Genomic DNA, 19,834 nt, shown 5'->3' on the forward strand with positions numbered 1-19,834 from the left:
CTTGTGCCAACGTCGGCATGCTACCGCCCCATCCAAGGAAAAGTGCCGTAAGCACTGCGACAGCTGTCTTCACGGGTCTGATCATCGGCCTCACGCTCCGTTTCTTGTGTCATTGCCCGCTTTAGTAGCGGGGGAAAGGGGAAAAAATCCGCGCCGGCTTTCCTGCACTTTGTTCATCTCACCCTCATCCCATTGGCATCGAAGGTCAGATTTAGCACGCGCCATGTGTCGTATTTGTCCGGAGGCAGCGGAATGCCGCCTTCGCTATATGTACGGTTCACTGCCCGCTTGGCGATCGCGAAAAGGTTGTCGATAGCGGCCTGGTTGGGTCCGCTCGAACTGAGAAGAGTATATTCTAGTGGCTTGCCATCGGGACTAAATGACACCTGGATCCTTACCATGGTGCTCATAACGTCTGTAGACGCAGCGCCCAAATTCCAGCGCCGCGCAATCGCGCTGGAGATGTTCCCCATCTCTCCCCCCGTCAGCGGCGGCCCCTGCGGCAGGTCCTGCCCGCCGGTATCCGCTGCCGTGTCCGACGCGACATCCTCCGTCACCGGCTCCTCGCTCGCCTCGCCCAGAAGCGCGTCGATGGCATCCTGCGTCTCGGCGTCATCCACCGGCTGCACCGTCAGATGCGTCGATTCCGCAGGCTCGTCCGCGGCCACCTCCGGCTCCGGCGCCGCCGCAGGCTTTTCGGGCCGCGACTTCGGCCGGATCGAGGTCGTCATCCCCGTCTCCGCCGTCTGGTCCTGATTGGCCTCCGTTTGCGTTACGTCGCCGGTATCCTCGGGCACCGTCGCTTCGGTCGGCTGTTCTTCCACCACCACGTCTGCCGCCGGGTCCTCACTCACGGCAGGGGCAGCGGTATCCGCTGTCTCCGCGTCGCTCTCCGGCTGCACCGGATCGGGCGCGATGATCGCCTCGGCCTCCGGCGCGGGCTGGATCTCGGTCGAGTCCGACTGGATCGCCTGTTCTTCCTCCGCCTGCACCGCATCCGAAGGCGGCGGGGTCACCACCGGCTCCGGCGTCACCTCATCCGGCACAACCTCCACCGGCGGCGGCGCGTCCACCGGCGGCTCCTCGGGCGGGGTCACGTCTGGCGGCGGTTCCTCGGGCGGCGGCTCCACCACCTCCTCGGGCCGCGCCCGTGGCTTGACCGCCGCAGGCTCCTCGGCGGGCGTTTCGGTCGCGGCCTGCAACTCGGCAAACTGGTCACTGGAGATCGTCGACACCTGCATGGTGATGGTTTCCGGGGGCACGTCCGCCGCAAACAGCCAGTCGCCGACCAGCACCCAGAGGATCACCCCCAGGTGGCCTGCCGCCGATACCACCGTTCCGGTCTGGAACCGCCTCTCCATCCGCCTCAGCCGCCATTGCCTTCAGAGTTGGACGCATCCCCCGCCCCGAAGCTTGGCGTCGCCGCATCGGTGACGAAGGCAATCTCGTTGAACCCGCCCGCGTTCAAGGCACCCATGACCTGCGCCACCCGCTCATAGGCGACCGACCCGTCCGCCCGCAGGTAGATCTTCTTACTGGTCCGCTCTGCCGCAATCGCCGTCAGCTTGCCGATCATCTCGGCATCGCTGACTTCGGTGGTCTGGATCGACAGCCGCCCGTCCGAGGTGATCGTCACCGTCAGCGGCTCTTCCTGCTCGGTCGGCAAGGCCGTCGCCGCCGTCTCCGGCAGTTTGACCGGCACGCCCACCGTCAGCATCGGCGCCGCCACCATGAAGATGATCAGCAAGACCAGCATCACGTCGACCATCGGCGTGATGTTGATCTCGTGCATGGACGCCGCACGTCCCCCGCGCCGACGGCGCCGTCCGCCGCCCGCCGATCCCGAAACGCCCATCCCCATGGCTTACGAGTCCAGCTGGCGCGACAGGATCGTCGCGAATTCGTCGGCAAAGCTCTCGTAGCCGCCGATCACCCGGTCATTGTCGGCGGAAAGCTTGTTGTAGAACACCGCCGCCGGGATCGCGGCCACCAGACCGACACCCGTCGCCAAAAGCGCCTCGGCAATACCGGGGGCCACCACCGCAAGGCTGGTGTTCTGGCTGATGGCGATCTGCTCGAAGCTGTGCTTGATCCCCCAGACCGTGCCGAAAAGCCCGATGAACGTCGCCGTCGACCCCGTCGTCGCCAGGAAGCTCAGCCCCCGGTTCAGGACCTCGCTTTCCCGCGCGATGGCCACGTTCATTGCCCGGTCGATCCGGCTCTGCGCCCCGGCGATCAGGCCCCCGTCCTGCTTGTGGCTCCGCCGCCATTCCAGCATCCCGGCCGCGAAGATCTTCTCGGACTGCCCCTGCGGGTCCGGCCCGATCTTCTCGTAAAGCTCGTCCAGGGGCTCGCCCGACCAGAAGGCCCGGTCGAAGATCGACGCCTCGCCGCGCGCCTTCCGCAACAGGATGTGCTTCTGGATGATGATCGCCCAGGACCAGAAGGACATGACCATCAGCATCAGCATGACGATCTTCACCGTCAGGGTCGCGCGGGCAAAAAGGGCGAACATGGAGAAATCAATCTCCTGCGCCATCGCAAGGGTGTCCGTGTTCATACGCCTGCTCTTGTTGATCGGGCCGTTACTCGGCTCCGTTACCGCGGATTCTAGCAAGAGTGCAGGGGGAATGCCAACACAAGTCTGTGGTGCGCAGGGTTTCGCCGCCGCATGACGGCATTTGTCATCCGGGCTCCGGCGCCCGCCGCCGCTGCCGGACTCAAGCAACCCGCCTTTCATCTTCGCCCAGATATCCCCGCCGGAGGCCCGGCTGGCCCGGAAGCCGTAGCCGCAGGCCGCTTCCGCCCTCACCTTTCATACTGGCCCAAATATCCCCGCCGGAGGCATCCACCGCCTTCGTCAGTGCAACGGCCCCGCCAACCGCGCCCGAAGGTCCGCCGGCAGCCGCGCCGCGTGGCCGTCCTCGGTCAGGCAGACCAGCGTCACGACCGAGACGAACAGCCGCTCGCCCTCCCGCAGAACCACCTGCTCCAGCACGATCCGCGCCCCTCCCAGCGACTGCACCGAAGTCTCCACCAGCAGGTCATCGCCGAACTTCGCGGGCCGCAGGAAATCCGCCTCGACCCGCCGCACCGCGAAGACGATCCCCTGCGCGGCCCGCAAGGCCATCTGGTCCACCCCCAGCGAGGCGACCCATTCCGTCCGCGCCCGCTCGATGAACTTCAGATAATTCGCATAGTAGACGATCCCCGCCAGGTCGGTATCCTCGTAATATACGCGGGTGCGGAACTGGTGCGCGGTCATGCGGTCTCCCTTGCGGCGGCACGCAGGCTATGCGGCGGGGCCAGGCCCGACAAGACGGAACTGCGCAGCGGCCAAACGTTGCCAACTCATGAACGCCCGCATCCAACCCCTTGAAATCACTCGCCCGAAAATCCTGTCCACCGTGGACAGATCACCCCATCCGCGCCGCCAGCCGCAGCGCATGGCTCGGATCGCGGGCCACGGCAGGCAGCACCGGATCATACCCCGCCCGGATCGCCGCCCCGATCTCCGGCCGCAGGATCACCCGCTCCCCGACCCTTGCCAGCGGCGACCACCCCTCGAACGCCCGGTCCGACCAGAGCAGGATCACCCCCACCGCCTGCGCCAGGGCCAGAGTCTCGGCGGGCATGGCCGCAAGGTCCTCATCCATCCGCAGGAAGACGAAACAGGCCTTGATCGCCCCCTCGGCATCGAAGCGGAACAGTCGGTACTGGTTCGCCCCCGCTGCCTGCAACCGCCCGACCAGCGCAGGCAGCTCCGGCACCAGCCGCCCGAGGTCACGCACCTCCAAGAGCTCCCCCCACTCCCGGAAACAGAACAGCATCAGGTTCGCCCCCAGTTCCGGGTCCGTCTCCGCCATCCGGTGCCCGGCGAGCGTCACCACCGCCTCGATGGCCCCCTTGAACACGGCCAGCGACGCATCCTCCACCCCGAACACCACCGGCACGATCGGTCGCCCCCAGCGCGCGAACAGATAGGCCCCGTCCCCGCGGGTAAACAGCGCCTCGATCTCACCCGGCCCCATGATCTCTCCCCCAACAGCCTTTCATACTGGCGCAAATATCCCGGGGGTTTGGGGGCAGCGCCCCCATCGCCCGAGGAGGAGGCGCAGCCCGACGACGAGACAAAGGCCTTGCGCGCCAGCGCTCGATTCACTTGCCGCCAAACAAATCGGCCTGTCCGGCAACTTTCGGCGCCTCCAGCCCCAGATGCCGCCAGGCCTTCGCCCCGAGCATCCGCCCCCGCGGCGTCCGCAGGATCAGCCCCTGCTGCAACAGATAGGGCTCGATCACCTCCTCGATCGCATCCCGAGGCTCGCTCAAGGCCGCCGCAATCGTCTCCACCCCGACCGGCCCGCCACCGTAATTCTCCGCCAACAGCGTCAGATAGCGCCGGTCCGCCCCGTCCAGCCCCAGATGGTCCACCGAAAGCCGCGTCAGCGCCCGGTCCGCCAGTGCGCGCGAAATCCGCCCCCCCGCCTCGACCAGCGCAAAATCCGCCACCCGGCGCAGAAGCCGCCCCGCGATCCGCGGCGTCCCCCGCGCCCTCCGGGCAATCTCTCGACAACCCTCGGGCTCGGCCTTCAACCCCATCAGCCGCGCCCCCCGCGCGACGATCTCGTAGAGCTCGGCCTCCGAGTAGAACTCCAGCCGCGTCGGAATCCCGAACCGGTCGCGGAGCGGCGTCGTCAGCAACCCCAGCCGCGTCGTCGCCCCCACCAGCGTGAACGGCTGCAAATCGATCCGCACCGTCCGCGCCGCCGGGCCCTCGCCGATGACCAGGTCCAGCGCGAAATCCTCCAGCGCGGGATACAGCACCTCCTCGACCACCGGAGACAACCGATGAATCTCGTCGATGAACAGCACATCCCGCGGTTCCAGATTGGTCAGGATCGCCGCCAGGTCCCCCGGCTTGGCCAGCACCGGCCCCGAGGTCATCCGGAACCCCACCCCGAGCTCCCGCGCCATGATCTGCGCCAGCGTGGTCTTGCCGAGGCCCGGCGGCCCGTGGAACAGCGTATGGTCCATCGCCTCGCCCCGCATCCGGGCGCTTTCGATGAACACCGCCAGATTGGCGCGCGCCTCCGCCTGACCGATGAACTCGCCCAGCATCTGCGGGCGGAGCGCGCGGTCGGTATCCTCGGGCAGCCGCTCACCGCGCAGGTCGGGGTTCGGCTCGCTCATTTCGGTGCCAGCACTTTCAACGCCGCCCGGATCAGCATGGCCGTATCCGCATCCGGCTCATTCCCGGAAACCGTTGCCACCGCCTGCGCGGCATCGCCCTGGCCGTAGCCCAGGTTCGTCAGCGCCGACAAGGCATCCGCCGAGGCGGCCGCGCGTCGGGCGGCCCCTTCATCCACCTTTACAGGTTTGCGCGGCACAGGCGGGACCGTTGCTTCGATGACAACATCATCCGCTTCCGCCTTTGCCGAAAGCCCCGCGCCATGCGCCATCACCCCCGGCGCCTTCGCCTTCAATTCCAGGATCACCCGCTGCGCCAGCTTCGGCCCCACCCCCGGCGCCGCCTGAACGCTGCGCGCATCGCCCAAAGTGATCGCCCGGCCCACACCCTCGGCCCCCAGCGTGCCAAGAATGGCCATCGACGCTTTCGCCCCCACGCCCTGCACCGTCATCAACAGTTTGTGCCATTCCTTCTCCAGCATGGTCGGGAAGCCGAACAGCTGCAGAAGATCCTCGCGCACCAGAAGATCGGTAAAAAGCGATACCGCTTCCCCGACCGAGGGCATCCCGGCCAAAGTGCGTTCGCTGACATGGACGATATAACCTACGCCGCGCACGTCGATCAGCACATGGTCCGGCCCCCGCCAGTCGAGCCGCCCGGAAATCCTGCCGATCATTCCGCCGCCCTCACCGCCGCCGCCAGCCGACCCTGCGACTGCACATGATGCGCATGGCAGATCGCCACCGCCAGCGCGTCCGCCGCGTCCGGCCCCGCAACCTTCACCCCCGGCAGATGCAGCTTCACCATGTGATCGACCTGCACCTTCGCCGCGTGCCCCACGCCCACCACCGTCTTCTTCACCGCGTTCGGGGCATATTCCCCGACGCTCAGGCCGAACTGCGCCGGGACCAAGAGCGCGATCCCCCGCGCCTGGCCCAATTTCAGTGTCGCGACCGCGTCCTTGTTGACGAACGTATGCTCCACCGCCGCCGCCTCGGGCGCCCAGGCGCGCAGAACCTCGGTCAGTTGGGCGTGCAGCGACAGAAGCCGCGCCGCCAGATCGCCGTCGCCCGCGTCCGAATGGCAGATGCCGTTCGCCACATGCGTCAGGCGCGAACCCGCCACGTCGATCACCCCCCAGCCCAGGTTTCTTAAGCCCGGATCAATGCCGATGACCCGCATCTTGTCCCCGTTTTCCTGCCTGCCACTAGGGCTAGCACGAAAAGGGAACATCCGCCAATGGCTTTCGCGCCCACCCCGCGGAACCGCCCAGTCTTTTTGCACTTGCAAAATACGACCAGACGCGCCAGAAAAGCGACGCGGCCCCGGACTGCTCGCCGGAACAGGCTGTAAAACTTGACAAAATTTTGCCACACGCCATGCAGCGCCTGCATGGCGGCAATGCTAATCCTTACCTTGCTTTGCACATGCAGCAAGATTATTTGGCTGGGCATGGAGGAATGATCCTCCGGTTTGAGCAGAATGAAAACAAGGATGAACGCCATGGCCGCTGTCGAGACGACCCGCCCGGCGCCCCTCGGCGCCATCACCACCTTCCGTGCCATCAACGCCCTGTCGAGCGTCGCCTCGATGTTTGCGGCGTGGAACGATGCGCGCGTCACCCGCAAGGCCCTGTCGAAGCTCTCGGATCGCGAGCTTGACGATATCGGCCTGTGCCGCGGGGACCTGGAACTCATCGGCCGCTGAGCGGCCAGCCGTCCGCCGACGGTCCTGGCGACCGAAGGCACCGGACAAACGGAAATGGGGCCGCATCAACCGATGCGGCCCTTCTTCAATGAATGGTTCCGATCAACCGGCTTGGATCAACGGGGAAGAACGGCCTGCAACTGCGCCGAAACCCACAGCGTCGCGGGATCGGCGTGCATCAGCCAGGCGCCGACGGGATCGAACCCCTGTCCGGCGGCCAGGGCACTGACGCGGCTTTCGTAGGTCTGGGCGCCCACGAAATAGTGGATCACGCCCTTGAGCCCGATGCCCACCGCAAGGGCCAGCACCAGCGGTTTCGCCAGCTTCAGGAACCGGCGGCCCGTCCGGCCCGGGGCCTTGCGACCCACCGTGCCGGTAGCTTCGAAACCGTAGCCCTTGGCATGCGATTTCTCGATCCGCGAAACGCGGCTGTAAAAGTCGTTAAGGTTCGGATCAACCCACATCATATCCATCCAGGTTAGCAGCCCTGATGAGAAATTTTTGCCGCACAGATATGGCAGAATTGGGGCGGGTTGTCCGGGCCCGTGGCTTACCCCGGGTTCCGGCGCGGATTGTCCACCATTTCAGGATTTTTGTAGCACCAGCGTGGACCATTCCCCGATATCGTCACGACTGTTCAGCACAAGACCTGACGCAACGTAAGCCGCCGTGACCGAATCTGCCTGCACAGATAGAAGGCCTGACAGGATGGCTCTCCCGCCGGTTGCAAGCTGATTCGCAATCCCCGGCGCAAGCTCGATCAAGGGACCCTTCAGGATGTTGGCGAAGACCAGATCGAAGGGCCCGGCCGCCCGGATTCTGGCATGATCAAGGCCCGCCGCCTCCAGGCATTCGACCCGGCCTTCCAGCCCGTTGATCGAAACGTTCGCCTCGGCCACGTCCACCGCGACCTGGTCGATGTCGCTGGCGATGACCAGCGCCTCCGGCAGTGTCGCCGCCGCCGCCATCGCCAGCACCGCCGTCCCGCAGCCCACGTCCAGCACCCGTGCCGGCCTGACCCCGGCGGTCAGCAGCCGGTCAAAGGCCAGCAGACAGCCCAGCGTCGTGCCATGATGCCCGGTCCCGAAGGCCACCGTCGCCTCGATCTGCAACGGAACCCGGCCCGCAGGCACCTTGTCCGCGTCATGGCTGCCGAAGACGAAGAACCGCCCGGCATCGACCGGAGACAGCTCGCGCCGCACATGGGCCACCCAGTCCACCTCGGGCAGTTCCGACAACGCAAAGGGCTTCGCCCCGAAGGCCGTCGCCAGCACTTCCAGCATCACCCCGTCCGGCTGTTCCAGGAAATAGGCGCCGACCTCCCACAGGCCCGAGCCATCCTCGATCTCGAAGACCCCCACGCCCGTCGGTTCCGGCTCCATCCGCTCCATGGCATCGGCCAGGTCATGGGCGGCATCCTCGCCGGGCAGCGTCGTCAGGGCGGAATAGGTGGGCATGGGCGTTCTCCGGGGTTCGAGGCGCCGGATAGACCCCGGCCCCGCCCCGGTCAAGCCAAGGCCATCAGGCGCGGACGCCAGTGCCGATCGGGCAGGTCACGCCGGTTCCGCCGATCCCGCAATACCCGCCGGGGTTCTTCGCCAGATACTGCTGGTGATAATCCTCGGCGAAATAGAACACCGGCGCGGGCAGGATCTCCGTCGTGATCTCCCCCCGCCCCGCCGCCTTCAGCGCCTTGGCATAGACCGCTTTCGAAGCCTCCGCCGCTGCCGCCTGCTCCGGCGTATAGGTGTAGATCCCCGACCGATAGGTCGACCCCACGTCATTCCCCTGCCGCATCCCCTGCGTCGGGTCATGCCCCTCCCAGAACAGTTTCAGCAGCCCCTCATAGCTGATCACCGTCGGATCATAGACCACCCGCACCACCTCGTTGTGCCCGGTCAGCTGGGTACAGGTCTCCTTGTAGGTCGGGTTCGGAGTGAAGCCCCCGGCATAACCTACCATGGTCAGCCAGACGCCGGGGGTCTGCCAGAACTTGCGCTCCACGCCCCAGAAACAGCCCATCCCGAACATCGCCTCCGCCATGCCCTCCGGCACCGGCGATTTCAGCGGAATGCCCGACAGGAAATGCACCTCGGCGGTCGGCAAGGGCTCGGCGCGCCCCGGCAGGGCCTGGTCCTGCGAAACCATCTCATTCGACTTGCGCGTGAAGAACATGTCCGACCTCCGTTTGTCTGGCGCTGTATATAGCGCGGAGGGCGCGAAACCCAATGCGGGTTACAGCCCGATCACCGCCCGGTGAAAGCGAAGCCGGTTGCCAAGGGCCCGCCCCGACCCGCAGGATGGCCGGAAAAGGGAGCCATGCCATGACCGACAAGATCGAAGTGCAAAACGTCGGCCAGCCCGGCAAGACCTACCGCGTCGACGCCGCCAAATACGCCGAGATGCGCACCGCCGTCCTCGGTGTCACGCCCGCCGTTCCCCCCGGCCTCACCCCCGCCGAGATCATCGAGGCCGTGAAACCCCACCTGTCTGAGGCCCTCTTCCCCGGCGGCGAGACCGCAGGCTGGTGGGTCAAATGCGTCCAGCTGGACCTGGAGGCGAAGGGCGTGTTGAAGCGGGGGCCGAAGGGGCCGGTGCGGTTGTGGCGGGTTTGACGTCTCGGACATCGTAGGGTGCGCTACAGCGCACCATTCGATGCCCGGTCGGCGTAACGAAGAACTGGGGAGGGGCAGCTTTGACCTGAGCCGACGATATGGCGTCGACACTTCCGTCAAGTTTGAATTGACTGCCGCTCCGTATTGATTTCTATTGCTGGAGCTTCTTTTGATGGAGAGGGTTATGGCGAGAGAGCTAGAAGTTGGCTATGTCCCTCCCGCAGTCATTACTCTAACAATTAACAACTCACGACCCATTGAGCTGGGAGCTTTTGTTAGAGCGTTCACGTCCATTGCCAAAGAGTATCAGGATTCAGTAGACGACAGCCCCGACTTTGAAGGCGTCGCTGAGATTTACGTCAAGGAGGTTCGTTCCGGCTCTATCATCGCGGACCTGTGGCCCGTTGTTGCGAGCACAGTACCAATAATTGCTGGCCATGCCGAGCAGGTCTTTTTGGCAGTAGAGTTTGTCGAGAAGTGGAAGGACCGCATCACCAAACTTGCCGCCGGTATTGTACCAGAGAACTTTTCTCGATCTGATCTGAAAACTTTCTCTGGGGCTGTCGAGGCAATTGCTCGCGATCCAGAGGCGAGTTCTACACTTGAAGTAGCAACTTTTGAGGATGGTAGGAGGAAAATCAAGGCGGCATTCAAGTTTCGGGCGAACGAAGCCAAGGCCGTCGAGAGAACGATTGAAGGAGAATATCAGAGGCTTGAGGCTGAGCGCGACGATACCCATCTGCGAGTACTAATGATTTTCACGCGCTCCGATATTGGAGACGCACCAAAAGATAAGCGAAGCGGTGAGCGAGTTGTCATCCCTCAAATTAGTGACAAGGACCTTCCAATAATGTATGCTTCTGATCTTGCCGAACAGAGAGTTAAGCATGAAATACGAGAGGCAGACGATAACATATATAAGAAAGGCTTCAGTGTCGATGTGAGCGTTCTGTATCGCAACTCACGTCCGATTGTCTATCGGATATTGAGTGTCCATGAGGTTGTTGATCTTCCAGACGAAGAATAGAAATATCCCGCCGCCCCCTCACAAGAAACTCTGCGGATCAATATCCACCGCCAGCCGCACATCCCTCGGCAGCTTCACCTGCCCCAACCACTCCGCCAAAGCCGCCTGCAACGGCGCCCCCTTCCCGGCCTTCACCAGCAGCCGCACCCGATGCCGCCCCCGGACCCGGGCAATCGGAGCTGGCGCAGGCCCCCAGACCTCTGCCCCGATCCGCTTCAACGGCTCACACCGCCGGGCCAGTTCCGCCCCGAAGTCGAAGACCTCCGCCACATCCGTCGACGACAGGATGATCCCCGCCATCCGCCCATAGGGCGGCACGCCCGAGGCCCGCCGCTCCGCCGCCTCCGCCGCCCAGAACGCCTCCTCGTCGCCGCCAAGGATCGCCCTTATCACCGGATGCTCCGGCTGGTGGGTCTGCAGCCAGGCCTCCCCCTTCCGCTCCGCCGTCCGCCCCGCCCGCCCCGCGACCTGCCGCATCAGCTGGAAGGTCCGCTCCGCCGCGCGCAGGTCCGACCCTTGCAGGCCAAGGTCGGCGTCGATCACCCCCACCAGAGTCAGGAGCGGAAAGTTATGCCCCTTGGCCACGATCTGCGTACCGATGACGATGTCCGCCCCGCCGCCCGCGATCTCCGCGATCTTCTCCTTCAAGGCCCGAGCGCTGCCGAACAGATCCGACGACAGCACCGCCACCCGCGCCTGCGGGAACCGCGCCGCCACCTCCTCGGCCAGCCGCTCCACCCCTGGCCCGACGGCGGCCATCCGGCCCTCCACCCCGCAGGCCGGACAAGCCACAGGCACCGGCTTCGTCGCCCCGCACTGGTGGCACACGAGCCGCTTCTGGAACCGATGCTCCACCATCCGCGCATCGCAGTGGTCGCAGCCCACCTGATGCCCGCAGGCCCGGCAGAGCGTCACCGGCGCGAAGCCCCGCCGGTTCAGGAACAACAGCGCCTGCTCCCCCCGCGCCACCACGGCATTGACCTTCGCGGCCAGCGTCTCCGAAATCCAGCGGTCCGAAGGCAACCGCTCGGCCCGCATGTCGATGGCCCGCATCTCCGGCAGTTCCGCCGCCCCGAACCGGCTCCCCAGGTCCAGCCGCCGATACTTCCCCGCCTCGACATTGGCCCAGCTTTCCAGCGACGGCGTGGCGCTGGCCAGCACCACCGGACACCCCACCACAGACGCCCGCAAGACCGCCATGTCCCGCGCGTTGTACAACACGCCATCCTCCTGCTTGTAGGAGGTGTCGTGCTCCTCATCCACCACCACCAGCCCCAGCTCCCGGAACGGCAGGAACAGCGCCGAGCGCGCACCGACCACCAGCCCCGCCTCGCCTTCCGAGACCATCCGCCACAGCCGCCGCCGCTCGGTCATCGTCACGCCCGAATGCCACTCGGCAGGCCGCGCCCCGAACCGCGCCTCGACCCGGGTCAGGAACTCCGCCGTCAGCGCAATCTCCGGCAGCAGCACCAGCGCCTGCTTGCCCGCCCGCAGGCACTCCGCCACCGCCTCCAGATAGACCTCGGTCTTCCCCGACCCCGTCACTCCCTTCAGAAGCGTCGCCGTATAGGCCCCCCGCGCCACATCGGCCACCAGCGCATCTCCCGCCGCGACCTGATCCCCCGCCAGCCGCACGCCCTTCCCCGCCTCCAGCCGCGGATAGGGCGTATCGCGCGGGGCATCCTCCTCCGCCACCACCCCCAGCTTCACCAGCCCCTTCACCACCGAAGCCCCACAAGCAGCCGCCTCCACCAGCTTCTTCAACGTCACCGGCAGCCCCCGGAACTCCCGCAACGCCTCCACCACCCGATGCCGCGCCTCGGTCAGCTGGTTCGGCACCGCCCCCGCCAAGCGATACACCCGCTTCGTCGTCGCAGGATCGCCCAGGCCCGGCGTCCGCGTCGCCAGCCGGAGCATCGAAGGGAGAGGCGTCAGCGTATATTCCGCCGCCCGCGCCAGGAACGCCCGCAGCTCCCCCCGCATCGGCCGCGCCTCCAGCACCCGGCCCACGGGGCGCACCTTCGCGGGATCCCAGCCCCCGACACCCGGCCCCCAGACCACCCCCAGCACCCGCCGCGGCCCCAGCGGCACCTCGACGAAATCCCCGTCGCCGCAGCCCCCCTCCGGCGCGCGATAATCCAGGACCCGGCCCAGCGGCTCCGTGGTCAGGACCCCCACCAGGTCCCCCGCCCGATACACGCGCTCTGCCACCTGAAACCTTTCGCTCACCCGCCGTTTGGGCTAAACCCCGACCCGAGAGCATTCAACCCCCGGCGCGGCACCCCCGCAACCGTTCAGGAGGACCCCCATGAAATTCTTCATCGACACCGCCGACGTCGACGCCATCCGCGAGCTCAACGACCTCGGCATGGTCGACGGCGTCACCACCAACCCGTCCCTCATCCTGAAATCCGGCCGCGACATCCTGGAAGTCACCAAGGAAATCTGCTCCTTCGTCAAGGGCCCGGTCTCTGCCGAAGTCGTCTCGCTCAAGGCCGACGAGATGCTGGCCGAGGGCCGCAAGCTCGCCGCCATCGCCCCGAACATCGCGGTCAAGGTGCCGCTGACCTGGGACGGGCTGAAGGCCTGCAAGGTGCTGTCGGGCGAGGGCTTCATGGTCAACGTCACCCTCTGCTTCTCGGCCAACCAGGCGCTGATCGCCGCCAAGGCCGGAGCGACCTTCATCTCCCCCTTCATCGGGCGGCTCGACGACATCAACCTCGACGGCCTCGACCTGATCGGCGACATCCGCACGATCTACGACAACTACGACTTCAAGACCCAGATCCTCGCCGCCTCGATCCGCACCGCCAACCATGTGAAAGACTGCGCGATGATCGGCGCCGATGTGGTGACGGCGCCGCCTGCAGTGATCAAGGCGCTGGCGAGCCACGTCCTGACCGACAAGGGGCTGGACCAGTTCACCAAGGACTGGGCGAAGACGGGGCAGAAGATTCTGTAACCACGGCGTCCCGCCCTGCGTAGGGTGGGTGCCAACCCGCCACCCCGTAGGTCGGGGTTCACCCCGACTCTCCCCGCGCCCCGGCCTCGAGCCGGGGCCTCGATCCCACCAAGAGACCCCGGATCAAGTCCGGGATGCGAAATGTAGGGTGCGCTACAGCGCACCGCCGTAGGGTGGGTGCCAACCCACCATTTCCCGGCCCAATCGACAGCAATTTGCTTCTCGGGCTTGCGGCCTTGCTCGGACGGTGGTGGCATCGGTGGGTTGGCACCCACCCTACGGCTCGCTGGGCGAAGACCGGGCAGAAGATTCTGTAGGTCGGGGTTCACCCCGACTCTCGTGACGCCGTTCACCAACCCGCACCAACTGTCATCCCCGCGAAAGCGGGGACCCAGCTTCGACCTTCCAACATGTATCCCCGCTTTCGCGGGGATGACAGGTACGTCGGGGTTCACCCCGACTCTTCCCCCTACGCCCCGACCCCGAGCCGGGGCCTCGATCCGCGCCGGAGACCCCGGATCAAGTCCGGGGTGCGAAATGTAGGGTGCGCTACAGCGCACCACCCAGCCGCCAAGATGGACACACCCCCCTCACCGCGCTATCTTCCCCTCATGAACAGCGTCCCGCCCACCCCCCTGATCCCGGAAGAAGAGCTTCGCCTCGCCGAAGCCCGGCTTGCCGCCTTTGATCGGGACGGCCTAGGCCATACCCTCGATGCCGTCCGCCAATGGTCCGCCGCGCGCGCCAAAGACCCCGCCGCGCCATGTCCGAAGCCTACACCGTCACGCTGACGCCGGGAGCACTGTCGGACTTCGACCGTCTGGACTGCTTCCTCCGAGAGAAGAACCCAGCGGCGGCTGACCGAATGCTCAATGCGTTCAATACTGCCTTCACGCGACTTGCAGAGAACCCCTTCGACAGCCCGGTTATCTCGGCATCCAATCTGCGCGCCCGAATTATTCGTTTCGGAAAAGATGGATACGCCTGCCTCTATCGCATCAATGGACCCACTGTCCTCATTGCTCGCATATTCCACACGCGCGAAGATTGGCGGTCGCCCTGAGAACAAATTCTGGATGCGGCGAGGGCGGAAAGTTGGACATTGAACACGAAGCCAGGATTGAGTTGATCGCCCACTTGGGCGCTAACTTCGTATGTCAGGAAGAAGTGAACCTGCATTTTCATGGGCGCCAGTTGAAGTGTGATGTTCTGGCAAGACCGCTCGCAACAAACTTTGAGAAATACATATTTGCTTTCGAGGTTAAGCGCCCAGATTGCAACTGGCATCATAAGAAGTGGGCACGAACGATCAAGCAGGCATGTCACTATGTTGGAGCTAGCGTCTTGGGCCGCGTCGAAGGAATAGCAAATCCGGGCGATATCGTCACAGCATCCTTTGTGTATCCTGCACCCCATATCGCTCCATCCGAACGCCCTTTCGCGCGATCAGAGATTATTCGGGAAGGATTCGAAAATGCAATTGCTGGCATGTTCCATCTTGCCCTTATGTTCAGGTGCGGTGCGGCGGGAAAGACGAAGTGGACGAATATTGAAGTCTATTCTTTGTCGATGGGTCCAACCGAAATTTGGAATGATAGATTTGGCTTTCGACCGAAAGCTCATGATCTATTGGCGAATGGCAGGTCTTTCGGATCGTCAAATCGAAGGTAATCAATCTGTCCCATGGGCACCAGCCGAATGGCCCCCCTCACCGCACCAATGGCCCGCCAAACCCCCGCGGCTCCCCCTCCGCCTCCCGCTTCTGCCGCATCTCCTGCAATCGAGCCCGAACGGCCTCCACCACCTCCGGCCCCGCATCCTCCCACTCCTCCCCCATCGCCTTCGCCACATCCCCGAACTGCGGCTTCCCGCCTGCATGCGTCTCCTCCCGCTCCCGGTAATGCGCCAGCGTCTCGGCCCCCCGGATCACCCCGGCGAGGCGCGCATGCATGTAGCTTTTCAGCACGTCGTTGATCCGCGGCCCGTAGCCCTCGCCCATCGACTTGAAGAACTTCACCACGTCCCCCTCCAGGCACAGGTTGACCTTCACCTTCGCCGCTCTCGGTGTCGCCGTGGCGATCGCGTGCCACTCCTCCGGGATGCGCCCGGTCAGCTCGATGGTGTTGTGCAGGTCCCATTCCAGCCGCCGCATGACATCCATCATGTAGGTCATCTGGGCGCGCTGGCGGGGGGTCTGTTTCTTCAGGTCGGGCATGGCGGGCTCCTCTGCGGCCCCCAGCTTCCCGCCGATGGGTTAACGTCGTGCCAAGCCACCGCGCGTAGAGACGGAAGGAAGACAGATGGAAGACGCAAGGAAGACCCACTGTTGCATCCCTGCCCGCCCCTTTCGCCGTCTCGCATTAACCCTGTCGCCAAGCCCTTGGCCCCTCGCCTATACTCCGGCGAAAAGCAGTCCTACCCGCAGGCCCGAGCCCCATGATCGAACCCGATTTGCGCGACCGCATCCTTGCCGAGCCCGAGCGGCTCCTGGAGGATCGCGACGTGATGAACGCCCTCGTCGCCGCCAACGAACGCGCCATGGGGGCGAATATCGTCGATTTGCGCGGCATCGCCATGCAGCGGCTGGAGACCCGGCTCGACCGGCTGGAAGACACACATAGGTCAGTGATTGCAGCGGCTTACGAGAACCTGGCCGGGACCAACCAGGTGCATCGGGCCATCCTGCAACTGCTGGAGCCGACGAATTTCGAGGCCTTCATGAAGGCCCTGACGGGCGAGGTCGCCCAGACCCTGCGGGTCGACATGGTGCGCCTGGTGCTGGAGACCCTGCAAGAGGACGGCACCGCCGACCCCACCCTCCGCCGCCTGGGCGAGGTGTTGCAGGTGGCGCCTGCAGGCTTCGTCGGCACCTACCTGACCAACGGCCGCAACGGCCCCGGCCGCCCCGTGGTCCTCCGCTCGATCACCGCCTTGGCCGTTAATCTCTACGGCCTCCGCGCCGAGGAGTTCCAGTCCGAAGCCCTGATGAAACTCGACCTCGGCCCGGGCCGCCTTCCCGCCATGCTGGTCTTCGCCTCGGAAGACCCCAACCAGTTCAAGTCCACCCACGGCACTGATCTGCTTGCGTTTTTCGCGGGCGTCTTCGAACGGGCGATGCGTCGGTGGCTGGGCTAGTCGATCCCTTCCTCAGCCCCGCCTTGGGGGATGCGCTGGCGCAGTGGCTCGCCCAGTTGCAGGCGCTGGAGGGGGCCGCCGTTAACACAATCGAGGCCTACCGCCGCGACGTCACCCGCTACCTGAAGTTCCTCTCCGCCCACAGGGGAGGTGCAGAAGGCGTCGCCGCGGTCGCCAGGACCACCCACCCCGACCTCCGCGCCTGGATGTCCGAGGAGCGCAGCCGGGGCCTCTCGCCCCGCTCGCTCGCCCGCGCCCTTTCGGCCGTGAAAAGCTTCACCGCCTGGGCCGCCGACCGCACCGGCACCGACGCCACAACCGTCCTCTCCGCCCGCGGTCCGAAACACCGCCGCACCCTGCCGCGCCCGCTTTCCGAAGAGGGCGCCGCCGAGGTTCTGACCGACATCGGCAGCGATGCCCGCGAGGACTGGATCGCCGCCCGCGACACCGCCATCGCCACGCTCCTCTACGGCCTCGGCCTCCGCATCTCGGAAGCGCTCTCGCTGACCGGAGCCGACCACCCGCTCCCGGAAACCCTGCGCATCACCGGCAAGGGCGGCAAGACCCGCCCCGTCCCCGTGATCCCCGCCGCCGCCGAGGCAGTGGCCGACTATGCCCGCCAGTGCCCCTACGACCTGACACCCGGCGAGCCGCTCTTCCGTGGCGCGCGCGGCGGCCCGGTCAATCCCCGCCTGATCCAGGCCGGAATGGAGCGTGCCCGCCTCCGCCTTGGCCTGCCCGCGACAGCCACGCCCCATGCGCTGCGGCACAGCTTCGCCACCCACCTCCTGTCAGCCGGCGGCGACCTTCGTGCCATCCAGGACCTGCTGGGCCACGCCTCGCTGTCGACCACGCAGGCCTATACCGCCGTCGACGCCGCCCGGCTGATGGAGGTCTACGAAAAAGCCCATCCCCGCGCCTGAGCGCGGCCAAACAGTTGCACCCGAGCCCATAATCCGCCATCACATTCTCATGACCCCGCGCCTCAAAGCCCTCTCCGTCCATCTCCTCACCGCCTCGGGCGCCGTCCTGTCGATGTTCGCCATGCTGGCCGCGGTCGAGGAAAACTGGAGCCTGATGTTCTTGTGGCTGGTCGTCGCGCTGATCGTGGACGGGATCGACGGCCCGCTTGCCCGCCGCTTCGACGTGCGGAAGAACTGGCCGACCTATGACGGGGTCCTGATGGACCTGATCGTCGATTACCTGACCTATGTCTTCATCCCGGCCTTCGCGCTTTTCAAGTCCGGCCTCCTGCCCGGCTGGACCGGCTGGCTGGCGATCATCGTGATCTGCTACGGCTCGGTCGTCTACTTCGCCGACACAAGGATGAAGACCAAGGACAAGTCCTTCGCGGGCTTTCCGGCCTGCTGGAACATGGTGGTGTTGGTCCTCTTCGCGACCCAGCCCAGCCAGACCGTGATCCTTTTGATCGTGATCCTCTTGACGGTGACGATGTTCACCAACCTCAAGTTCATCCACCCGGTCCGCACCAGTCGCTGGTACGAGATCTCGCTGGGTGTGATCATCGCCTGGATTGTGCTGGCCGGCTGGTCGGCCTGGTGGGATTTCCACGAAGGTCCCGTCGCGAAGTGGCTGCTGGTGCTGACCTCGCTCTACCTCGCGCTGGCCGGGATCGCGCAGCAGATGGTGCCCGAAGGCATTCGCCGGGTGCGGTGACGGCCAAAATCCTTAAGCAAGGATTTTGACAAATTTCTTCCTCAAGAAATTTGGACGCTCACAACCGCGTCAGCATCACGCCAGTGACAATAATCAGCGAGGCCAGGGCCTTTTCCCCTGTCATCCGCTCGCCGAAGACCAGCCAGCCGATCAGGACCGCGAACAGGATCGAGGTCTCGCGCAGTGCGGCCACCACGGCGATGGGGGCGAAGGTCATCGCCCAGATCGACACCGCATAGGCCCCGTAGCTCGCCGCCGAGGCAAAGGCCCCCATGCGCCAGGCGTGCAGGTTGCGCGGGATCACATCCCAGCCGCGCAGGGCCAGCATCCCCAGCGTGAAGATCGTGCCATCCGCGACGAAGACCCAGGCCACATAGGCGGCGGGCGCACCCGAGACCCGCGCGCCCATCCCGTCGATCAGCGTATAGGTCGCAGTGGCACATGCCGATCCGATGGCAAAGGGCAGAAGCCTCCGGTCCTCGCCGGATGCGAACACCCCCCGCGCCATCAAAAGGATCCCCGCCGCCAGCACCGCGATGGCCACATATTCCTTGCCCGTCACCGCATCGGCCAGGAAGGCCGCGCCGAACAGCGCCACGATCATCGGTGCGGCGCCGCGGGCAATGGGGTAGACCCGGCTCAGGTCGCCGCGGTCATAGGCATAGGTCAGGAAGAACTTGTAGGCGAAATGCGTGCAGCCCGCCGCCAGAACCCAGGGCACCGCCGCCGGGTCGATCGGGTTGGCGAAGGCCACCACCGCCAGCCCGATCGGCACCTCCACGATGGACAGGATCACCATCCCGCCGACCTTCGAGGTCCCGAGCTTGATCAGCGCATTCCAAAGGGCATGAAGAAAGGCCGCACCCAGGACGGCCAGGAAGATGCCAAGGCTCAAAGCGCACCCGTCGCGAAACTGTCACATGCAGGCGTAAGCCTCGGCGCGCGCGGGCACAAGCAGTCCGATAGGTCCAGACCTGCGGTTTCGCTAGGCTCAGCCGTTCCTGGCCGCTTCCTTGGCCATCCGCTTCACCATGCCCTTCGCCCCGACCCCCGCCCCGAAGTGGATCACCGCCCAGCCGATCAGCAGGCCGATGCCGAAGATCACCGGCAGCCAGGGTTTCATCTCTGCCGCCATCGCCGGGTCGCCGGTCATGACCAGCGCCAGCATGTCGGTCGAGAGCGGCAGGCCGTACCAGGCCAGGATCCCCGCGATGGTTGCCAGCGACAGCGCGATGGAAATCGCCACGCCCGTCAGCGAAAACCGCAGCTTCTCGCCCCCGGTGAAGGCGCGGCCCGTGGCCCTGGCAAAGCTCTGGCCGCCGGACATGGCCGCCACCATCGCGATGACCAGGCCAAAGCTCGACGGCATGTCGAAATCGGGGAACGCCTGACCGATGCCGTACAGGACCACCTGCCCGGCCACCAGGATCCCGGTGAAGATCAGAAGCGGGCGCCCAAGGCCCCCGGAAACGGCGTCGCTCATCATCGAATGCGCTCCTTGAAATTGGTGCCGCGAAGTCTGC

At 65.6% G+C, this 19,834-nt stretch carries 24 protein-coding genes; 9 read left to right on the forward strand and 15 right to left on the reverse strand.

Translation table 11 applies throughout. From position 1 onward, the window contains the following. Positions 1-173: 173 nt before the first annotated feature. The 8 genes from JNL31_RS01030 to ruvC all read right to left on the reverse strand — a co-directional run bounded on the left by JNL31_RS01030 (position 174) and on the right by ruvC (position 6,370). Positions 174-1,361 (reverse strand): hypothetical protein, encoded by a 1,188-nt coding sequence (locus JNL31_RS01030; RefSeq protein WP_294968710.1) that lies wholly within the window; start codon positions 1,359-1,361, stop codon positions 174-176. A gap of 5 nt (positions 1,362-1,366) precedes the next feature. After that, a complete protein-coding gene (gene tolR / locus JNL31_RS01035) occupies positions 1,367-1,861 on the reverse strand; it encodes a protein TolR (RefSeq protein WP_294968713.1) in 495 nt (164 codons plus the stop codon). A gap of 3 nt (positions 1,862-1,864) precedes the next feature. Further along, a complete protein-coding gene (tolQ, locus tag JNL31_RS01040) occupies positions 1,865-2,560 on the reverse strand; it encodes a protein TolQ (RefSeq protein WP_294968716.1) in 696 nt (231 codons plus the stop codon). A gap of 300 nt (positions 2,561-2,860) precedes the next feature. Then, entirely contained in the window at positions 2,861-3,265 is a 405-nt protein-coding gene (gene ybgC / locus JNL31_RS01045) for a tol-pal system-associated acyl-CoA thioesterase (RefSeq protein ID WP_294968719.1), read from the reverse strand. A gap of 151 nt (positions 3,266-3,416) precedes the next feature. Continuing rightward, positions 3,417-4,031: a hypothetical protein gene (locus tag JNL31_RS01050; RefSeq protein ID WP_294968722.1), complete on the reverse strand. Its 615-nt coding sequence runs from the start codon at positions 4,029-4,031 to the stop codon at positions 3,417-3,419. A gap of 127 nt (positions 4,032-4,158) precedes the next feature. Beyond that, complete coding sequence (gene ruvB / locus JNL31_RS01055; protein ID WP_294968726.1) at positions 4,159-5,190, reverse strand: Holliday junction branch migration DNA helicase RuvB; 1,032 nt, start codon at positions 5,188-5,190, stop codon at positions 4,159-4,161. Then, positions 5,187-5,864 carry a Holliday junction branch migration protein RuvA gene (ruvA, locus tag JNL31_RS01060; protein WP_294968728.1) on the reverse strand — a complete coding sequence of 226 codons (678 nt, stop codon included), beginning with the start codon at positions 5,862-5,864 and terminating at the stop codon, positions 5,187-5,189. The genes ruvB and ruvA overlap by 4 nt, the downstream gene beginning before the upstream one ends. Beyond that, positions 5,861-6,370: a crossover junction endodeoxyribonuclease RuvC gene (ruvC, locus tag JNL31_RS01065; protein WP_294968731.1), complete on the reverse strand. Its 510-nt coding sequence runs from the start codon at positions 6,368-6,370 to the stop codon at positions 5,861-5,863. The genes ruvA and ruvC overlap by 4 nt, the downstream gene beginning before the upstream one ends. 321 nt (positions 6,371-6,691) lie before the next feature. Here ruvC and JNL31_RS01070 point away from each other — a divergent pair, with 321 nt between their 5' ends. Further along, positions 6,692-6,895, forward strand: a complete 204-nt coding sequence (locus JNL31_RS01070; protein ID WP_294968733.1) for a DUF1127 domain-containing protein — start codon at positions 6,692-6,694, stop codon at positions 6,893-6,895. 116 nt (positions 6,896-7,011) lie between these two features. Here JNL31_RS01070 and JNL31_RS01075 read toward each other — a convergent pair whose 3' ends face one another. From JNL31_RS01075 to msrA, 3 genes are all read right to left on the reverse strand, one after another. Continuing rightward, entirely contained in the window at positions 7,012-7,359 is a 348-nt protein-coding gene (locus JNL31_RS01075; protein ID WP_294968736.1) for a hypothetical protein, read from the reverse strand. 120 nt (positions 7,360-7,479) lie between these two features. Further along, positions 7,480-8,352 (reverse strand): 50S ribosomal protein L11 methyltransferase, encoded by an 873-nt coding sequence (locus JNL31_RS01080; protein ID WP_294968739.1) that lies wholly within the window; start codon positions 8,350-8,352, stop codon positions 7,480-7,482. A 64-nt stretch (positions 8,353-8,416) separates the two neighbouring features. After that, positions 8,417-9,070, reverse strand: coding sequence for a peptide-methionine (S)-S-oxide reductase MsrA (gene msrA, locus JNL31_RS01085; RefSeq protein ID WP_294968741.1), 654 nt, complete (start codon positions 9,068-9,070; stop codon positions 8,417-8,419). A 149-nt stretch (positions 9,071-9,219) separates the two neighbouring features. On the opposite strand from msrA, the gene JNL31_RS01090 reads away from it, so the two are divergent. Next, entirely contained in the window at positions 9,220-9,510 is a 291-nt protein-coding gene (locus JNL31_RS01090) for a hypothetical protein (RefSeq protein WP_294968743.1), read from the forward strand. A gap of 154 nt (positions 9,511-9,664) precedes the next feature. Further along, on the forward strand, positions 9,665-10,537 hold the full coding sequence (locus JNL31_RS01095) for a hypothetical protein (protein ID WP_294968745.1): 873 nt from the start codon (positions 9,665-9,667) through the stop codon (positions 10,535-10,537). A gap of 18 nt (positions 10,538-10,555) precedes the next feature. Here the strand turns inward: JNL31_RS01095 and JNL31_RS01100 are convergent, their stop codons facing one another. Beyond that, a complete protein-coding gene (locus JNL31_RS01100; protein ID WP_294968746.1) occupies positions 10,556-12,748 on the reverse strand; it encodes a primosomal protein N' in 2,193 nt (730 codons plus the stop codon). 97 nt (positions 12,749-12,845) lie between these two features. On the opposite strand from JNL31_RS01100, the gene fsa reads away from it, so the two are divergent. The 3 genes from fsa (at position 12,846) to JNL31_RS01115 (ending at position 15,170) form a co-directional block, all read left to right on the forward strand. After that, a complete protein-coding gene (fsa, locus tag JNL31_RS01105) occupies positions 12,846-13,499 on the forward strand; it encodes a fructose-6-phosphate aldolase (protein WP_294968749.1) in 654 nt (217 codons plus the stop codon). Between the two features lie 763 nt (positions 13,500-14,262). Beyond that, entirely contained in the window at positions 14,263-14,562 is a 300-nt protein-coding gene (locus JNL31_RS01110) for a type II toxin-antitoxin system RelE/ParE family toxin (RefSeq protein ID WP_294968752.1), read from the forward strand. A 32-nt stretch (positions 14,563-14,594) separates the two neighbouring features. Next, entirely contained in the window at positions 14,595-15,170 is a 576-nt protein-coding gene (locus tag JNL31_RS01115; RefSeq protein ID WP_294968754.1) for a hypothetical protein, read from the forward strand. A gap of 37 nt (positions 15,171-15,207) precedes the next feature. Here the strand turns inward: JNL31_RS01115 and JNL31_RS01120 are convergent, their stop codons facing one another. Beyond that, positions 15,208-15,714, reverse strand: a complete 507-nt coding sequence (locus tag JNL31_RS01120; RefSeq protein WP_294968757.1) for a BrnA antitoxin family protein — start codon at positions 15,712-15,714, stop codon at positions 15,208-15,210. Between the two features lie 221 nt (positions 15,715-15,935). On the opposite strand from JNL31_RS01120, the gene JNL31_RS01125 reads away from it, so the two are divergent. From JNL31_RS01125 to JNL31_RS01135, 3 genes are read left to right on the forward strand one after another with little or no spacing between them, the layout of a single operon-like run. After that, positions 15,936-16,634, forward strand: coding sequence for a DUF484 family protein (locus JNL31_RS01125; RefSeq protein WP_294968759.1), 699 nt, complete (start codon positions 15,936-15,938; stop codon positions 16,632-16,634). Beyond that, positions 16,622-17,557: a tyrosine recombinase XerC gene (locus tag JNL31_RS01130; protein ID WP_294968762.1), complete on the forward strand. Its 936-nt coding sequence runs from the start codon at positions 16,622-16,624 to the stop codon at positions 17,555-17,557. The genes JNL31_RS01125 and JNL31_RS01130 overlap by 13 nt, the downstream gene beginning before the upstream one ends. A 49-nt stretch (positions 17,558-17,606) precedes the next feature. Beyond that, positions 17,607-18,311 carry a CDP-alcohol phosphatidyltransferase family protein gene (locus JNL31_RS01135; protein ID WP_294968765.1) on the forward strand — a complete coding sequence of 235 codons (705 nt, stop codon included), beginning with the start codon at positions 17,607-17,609 and terminating at the stop codon, positions 18,309-18,311. A gap of 58 nt (positions 18,312-18,369) precedes the next feature. Here the strand turns inward: JNL31_RS01135 and JNL31_RS01140 are convergent, their stop codons facing one another. Both JNL31_RS01140 and JNL31_RS01145 read right to left on the reverse strand, forming a co-directional pair. Continuing rightward, positions 18,370-19,206, reverse strand: coding sequence for a DMT family transporter (locus JNL31_RS01140; RefSeq protein ID WP_294968768.1), 837 nt, complete (start codon positions 19,204-19,206; stop codon positions 18,370-18,372). 96 nt (positions 19,207-19,302) lie between these two features. Then, positions 19,303-19,794 carry an ABZJ_00895 family protein gene (locus JNL31_RS01145; protein WP_294968770.1) on the reverse strand — a complete coding sequence of 164 codons (492 nt, stop codon included), beginning with the start codon at positions 19,792-19,794 and terminating at the stop codon, positions 19,303-19,305. Between the last annotated feature and the right edge of the window lie 40 nt (positions 19,795-19,834).

It is taken from the genome of Tabrizicola sp., assembly GCF_016792905.1.
Lineage (GTDB): Bacteria > Pseudomonadota > Alphaproteobacteria > Rhodobacterales > Rhodobacteraceae > Tabrizicola.

What these genes read in the sequence shown, in the direction of transcription:
- msrA (WP_294968741.1), bottom strand. Translation starts at nt 9,070, where the DNA reads ATGTTCTTCACGCGCAAGTCGAATGAGATGGTTTCGCAGGACCAGGCC.
- JNL31_RS01125 (WP_294968759.1), top strand. Translation starts at nt 15,936, where the DNA reads ATGATCGAACCCGATTTGCGCGACCGCATCCTTGCCGAGCCCGAGCGG.
- tolR (WP_294968713.1), bottom strand. Translation starts at nt 1,861, where the DNA reads ATGGGGATGGGCGTTTCGGGATCGGCGGGCGGCGGACGGCGCCGTCGG.
- JNL31_RS01110 (WP_294968752.1), top strand. Translation starts at nt 14,263, where the DNA reads ATGTCCGAAGCCTACACCGTCACGCTGACGCCGGGAGCACTGTCGGAC.
- ruvB (WP_294968726.1), bottom strand. Translation starts at nt 5,190, where the DNA reads ATGAGCGAGCCGAACCCCGACCTGCGCGGTGAGCGGCTGCCCGAGGAT.
- JNL31_RS01145 (WP_294968770.1), bottom strand. Translation starts at nt 19,794, where the DNA reads ATGAGCGACGCCGTTTCCGGGGGCCTTGGGCGCCCGCTTCTGATCTTC.
- JNL31_RS01070 (WP_294968733.1), top strand. Translation starts at nt 6,692, where the DNA reads ATGGCCGCTGTCGAGACGACCCGCCCGGCGCCCCTCGGCGCCATCACC.
- JNL31_RS01120 (WP_294968757.1), bottom strand. Translation starts at nt 15,714, where the DNA reads ATGCCCGACCTGAAGAAACAGACCCCCCGCCAGCGCGCCCAGATGACC.
- tolQ (WP_294968716.1), bottom strand. Translation starts at nt 2,560, where the DNA reads ATGAACACGGACACCCTTGCGATGGCGCAGGAGATTGATTTCTCCATG.
- JNL31_RS01030 (WP_294968710.1), bottom strand. Translation starts at nt 1,361, where the DNA reads ATGGAGAGGCGGTTCCAGACCGGAACGGTGGTATCGGCGGCAGGCCAC.
- ruvC (WP_294968731.1), bottom strand. Translation starts at nt 6,370, where the DNA reads ATGCGGGTCATCGGCATTGATCCGGGCTTAAGAAACCTGGGCTGGGGG.
- ybgC (WP_294968719.1), bottom strand. Translation starts at nt 3,265, where the DNA reads ATGACCGCGCACCAGTTCCGCACCCGCGTATATTACGAGGATACCGAC.
- fsa (WP_294968749.1), top strand. Translation starts at nt 12,846, where the DNA reads ATGAAATTCTTCATCGACACCGCCGACGTCGACGCCATCCGCGAGCTC.
- JNL31_RS01135 (WP_294968765.1), top strand. Translation starts at nt 17,607, where the DNA reads ATGACCCCGCGCCTCAAAGCCCTCTCCGTCCATCTCCTCACCGCCTCG.
- ruvA (WP_294968728.1), bottom strand. Translation starts at nt 5,864, where the DNA reads ATGATCGGCAGGATTTCCGGGCGGCTCGACTGGCGGGGGCCGGACCAT.
- JNL31_RS01075 (WP_294968736.1), bottom strand. Translation starts at nt 7,359, where the DNA reads ATGTGGGTTGATCCGAACCTTAACGACTTTTACAGCCGCGTTTCGCGG.
- JNL31_RS01050 (WP_294968722.1), bottom strand. Translation starts at nt 4,031, where the DNA reads ATGGGGCCGGGTGAGATCGAGGCGCTGTTTACCCGCGGGGACGGGGCC.
- JNL31_RS01080 (WP_294968739.1), bottom strand. Translation starts at nt 8,352, where the DNA reads ATGCCCACCTATTCCGCCCTGACGACGCTGCCCGGCGAGGATGCCGCC.
- JNL31_RS01090 (WP_294968743.1), top strand. Translation starts at nt 9,220, where the DNA reads ATGACCGACAAGATCGAAGTGCAAAACGTCGGCCAGCCCGGCAAGACC.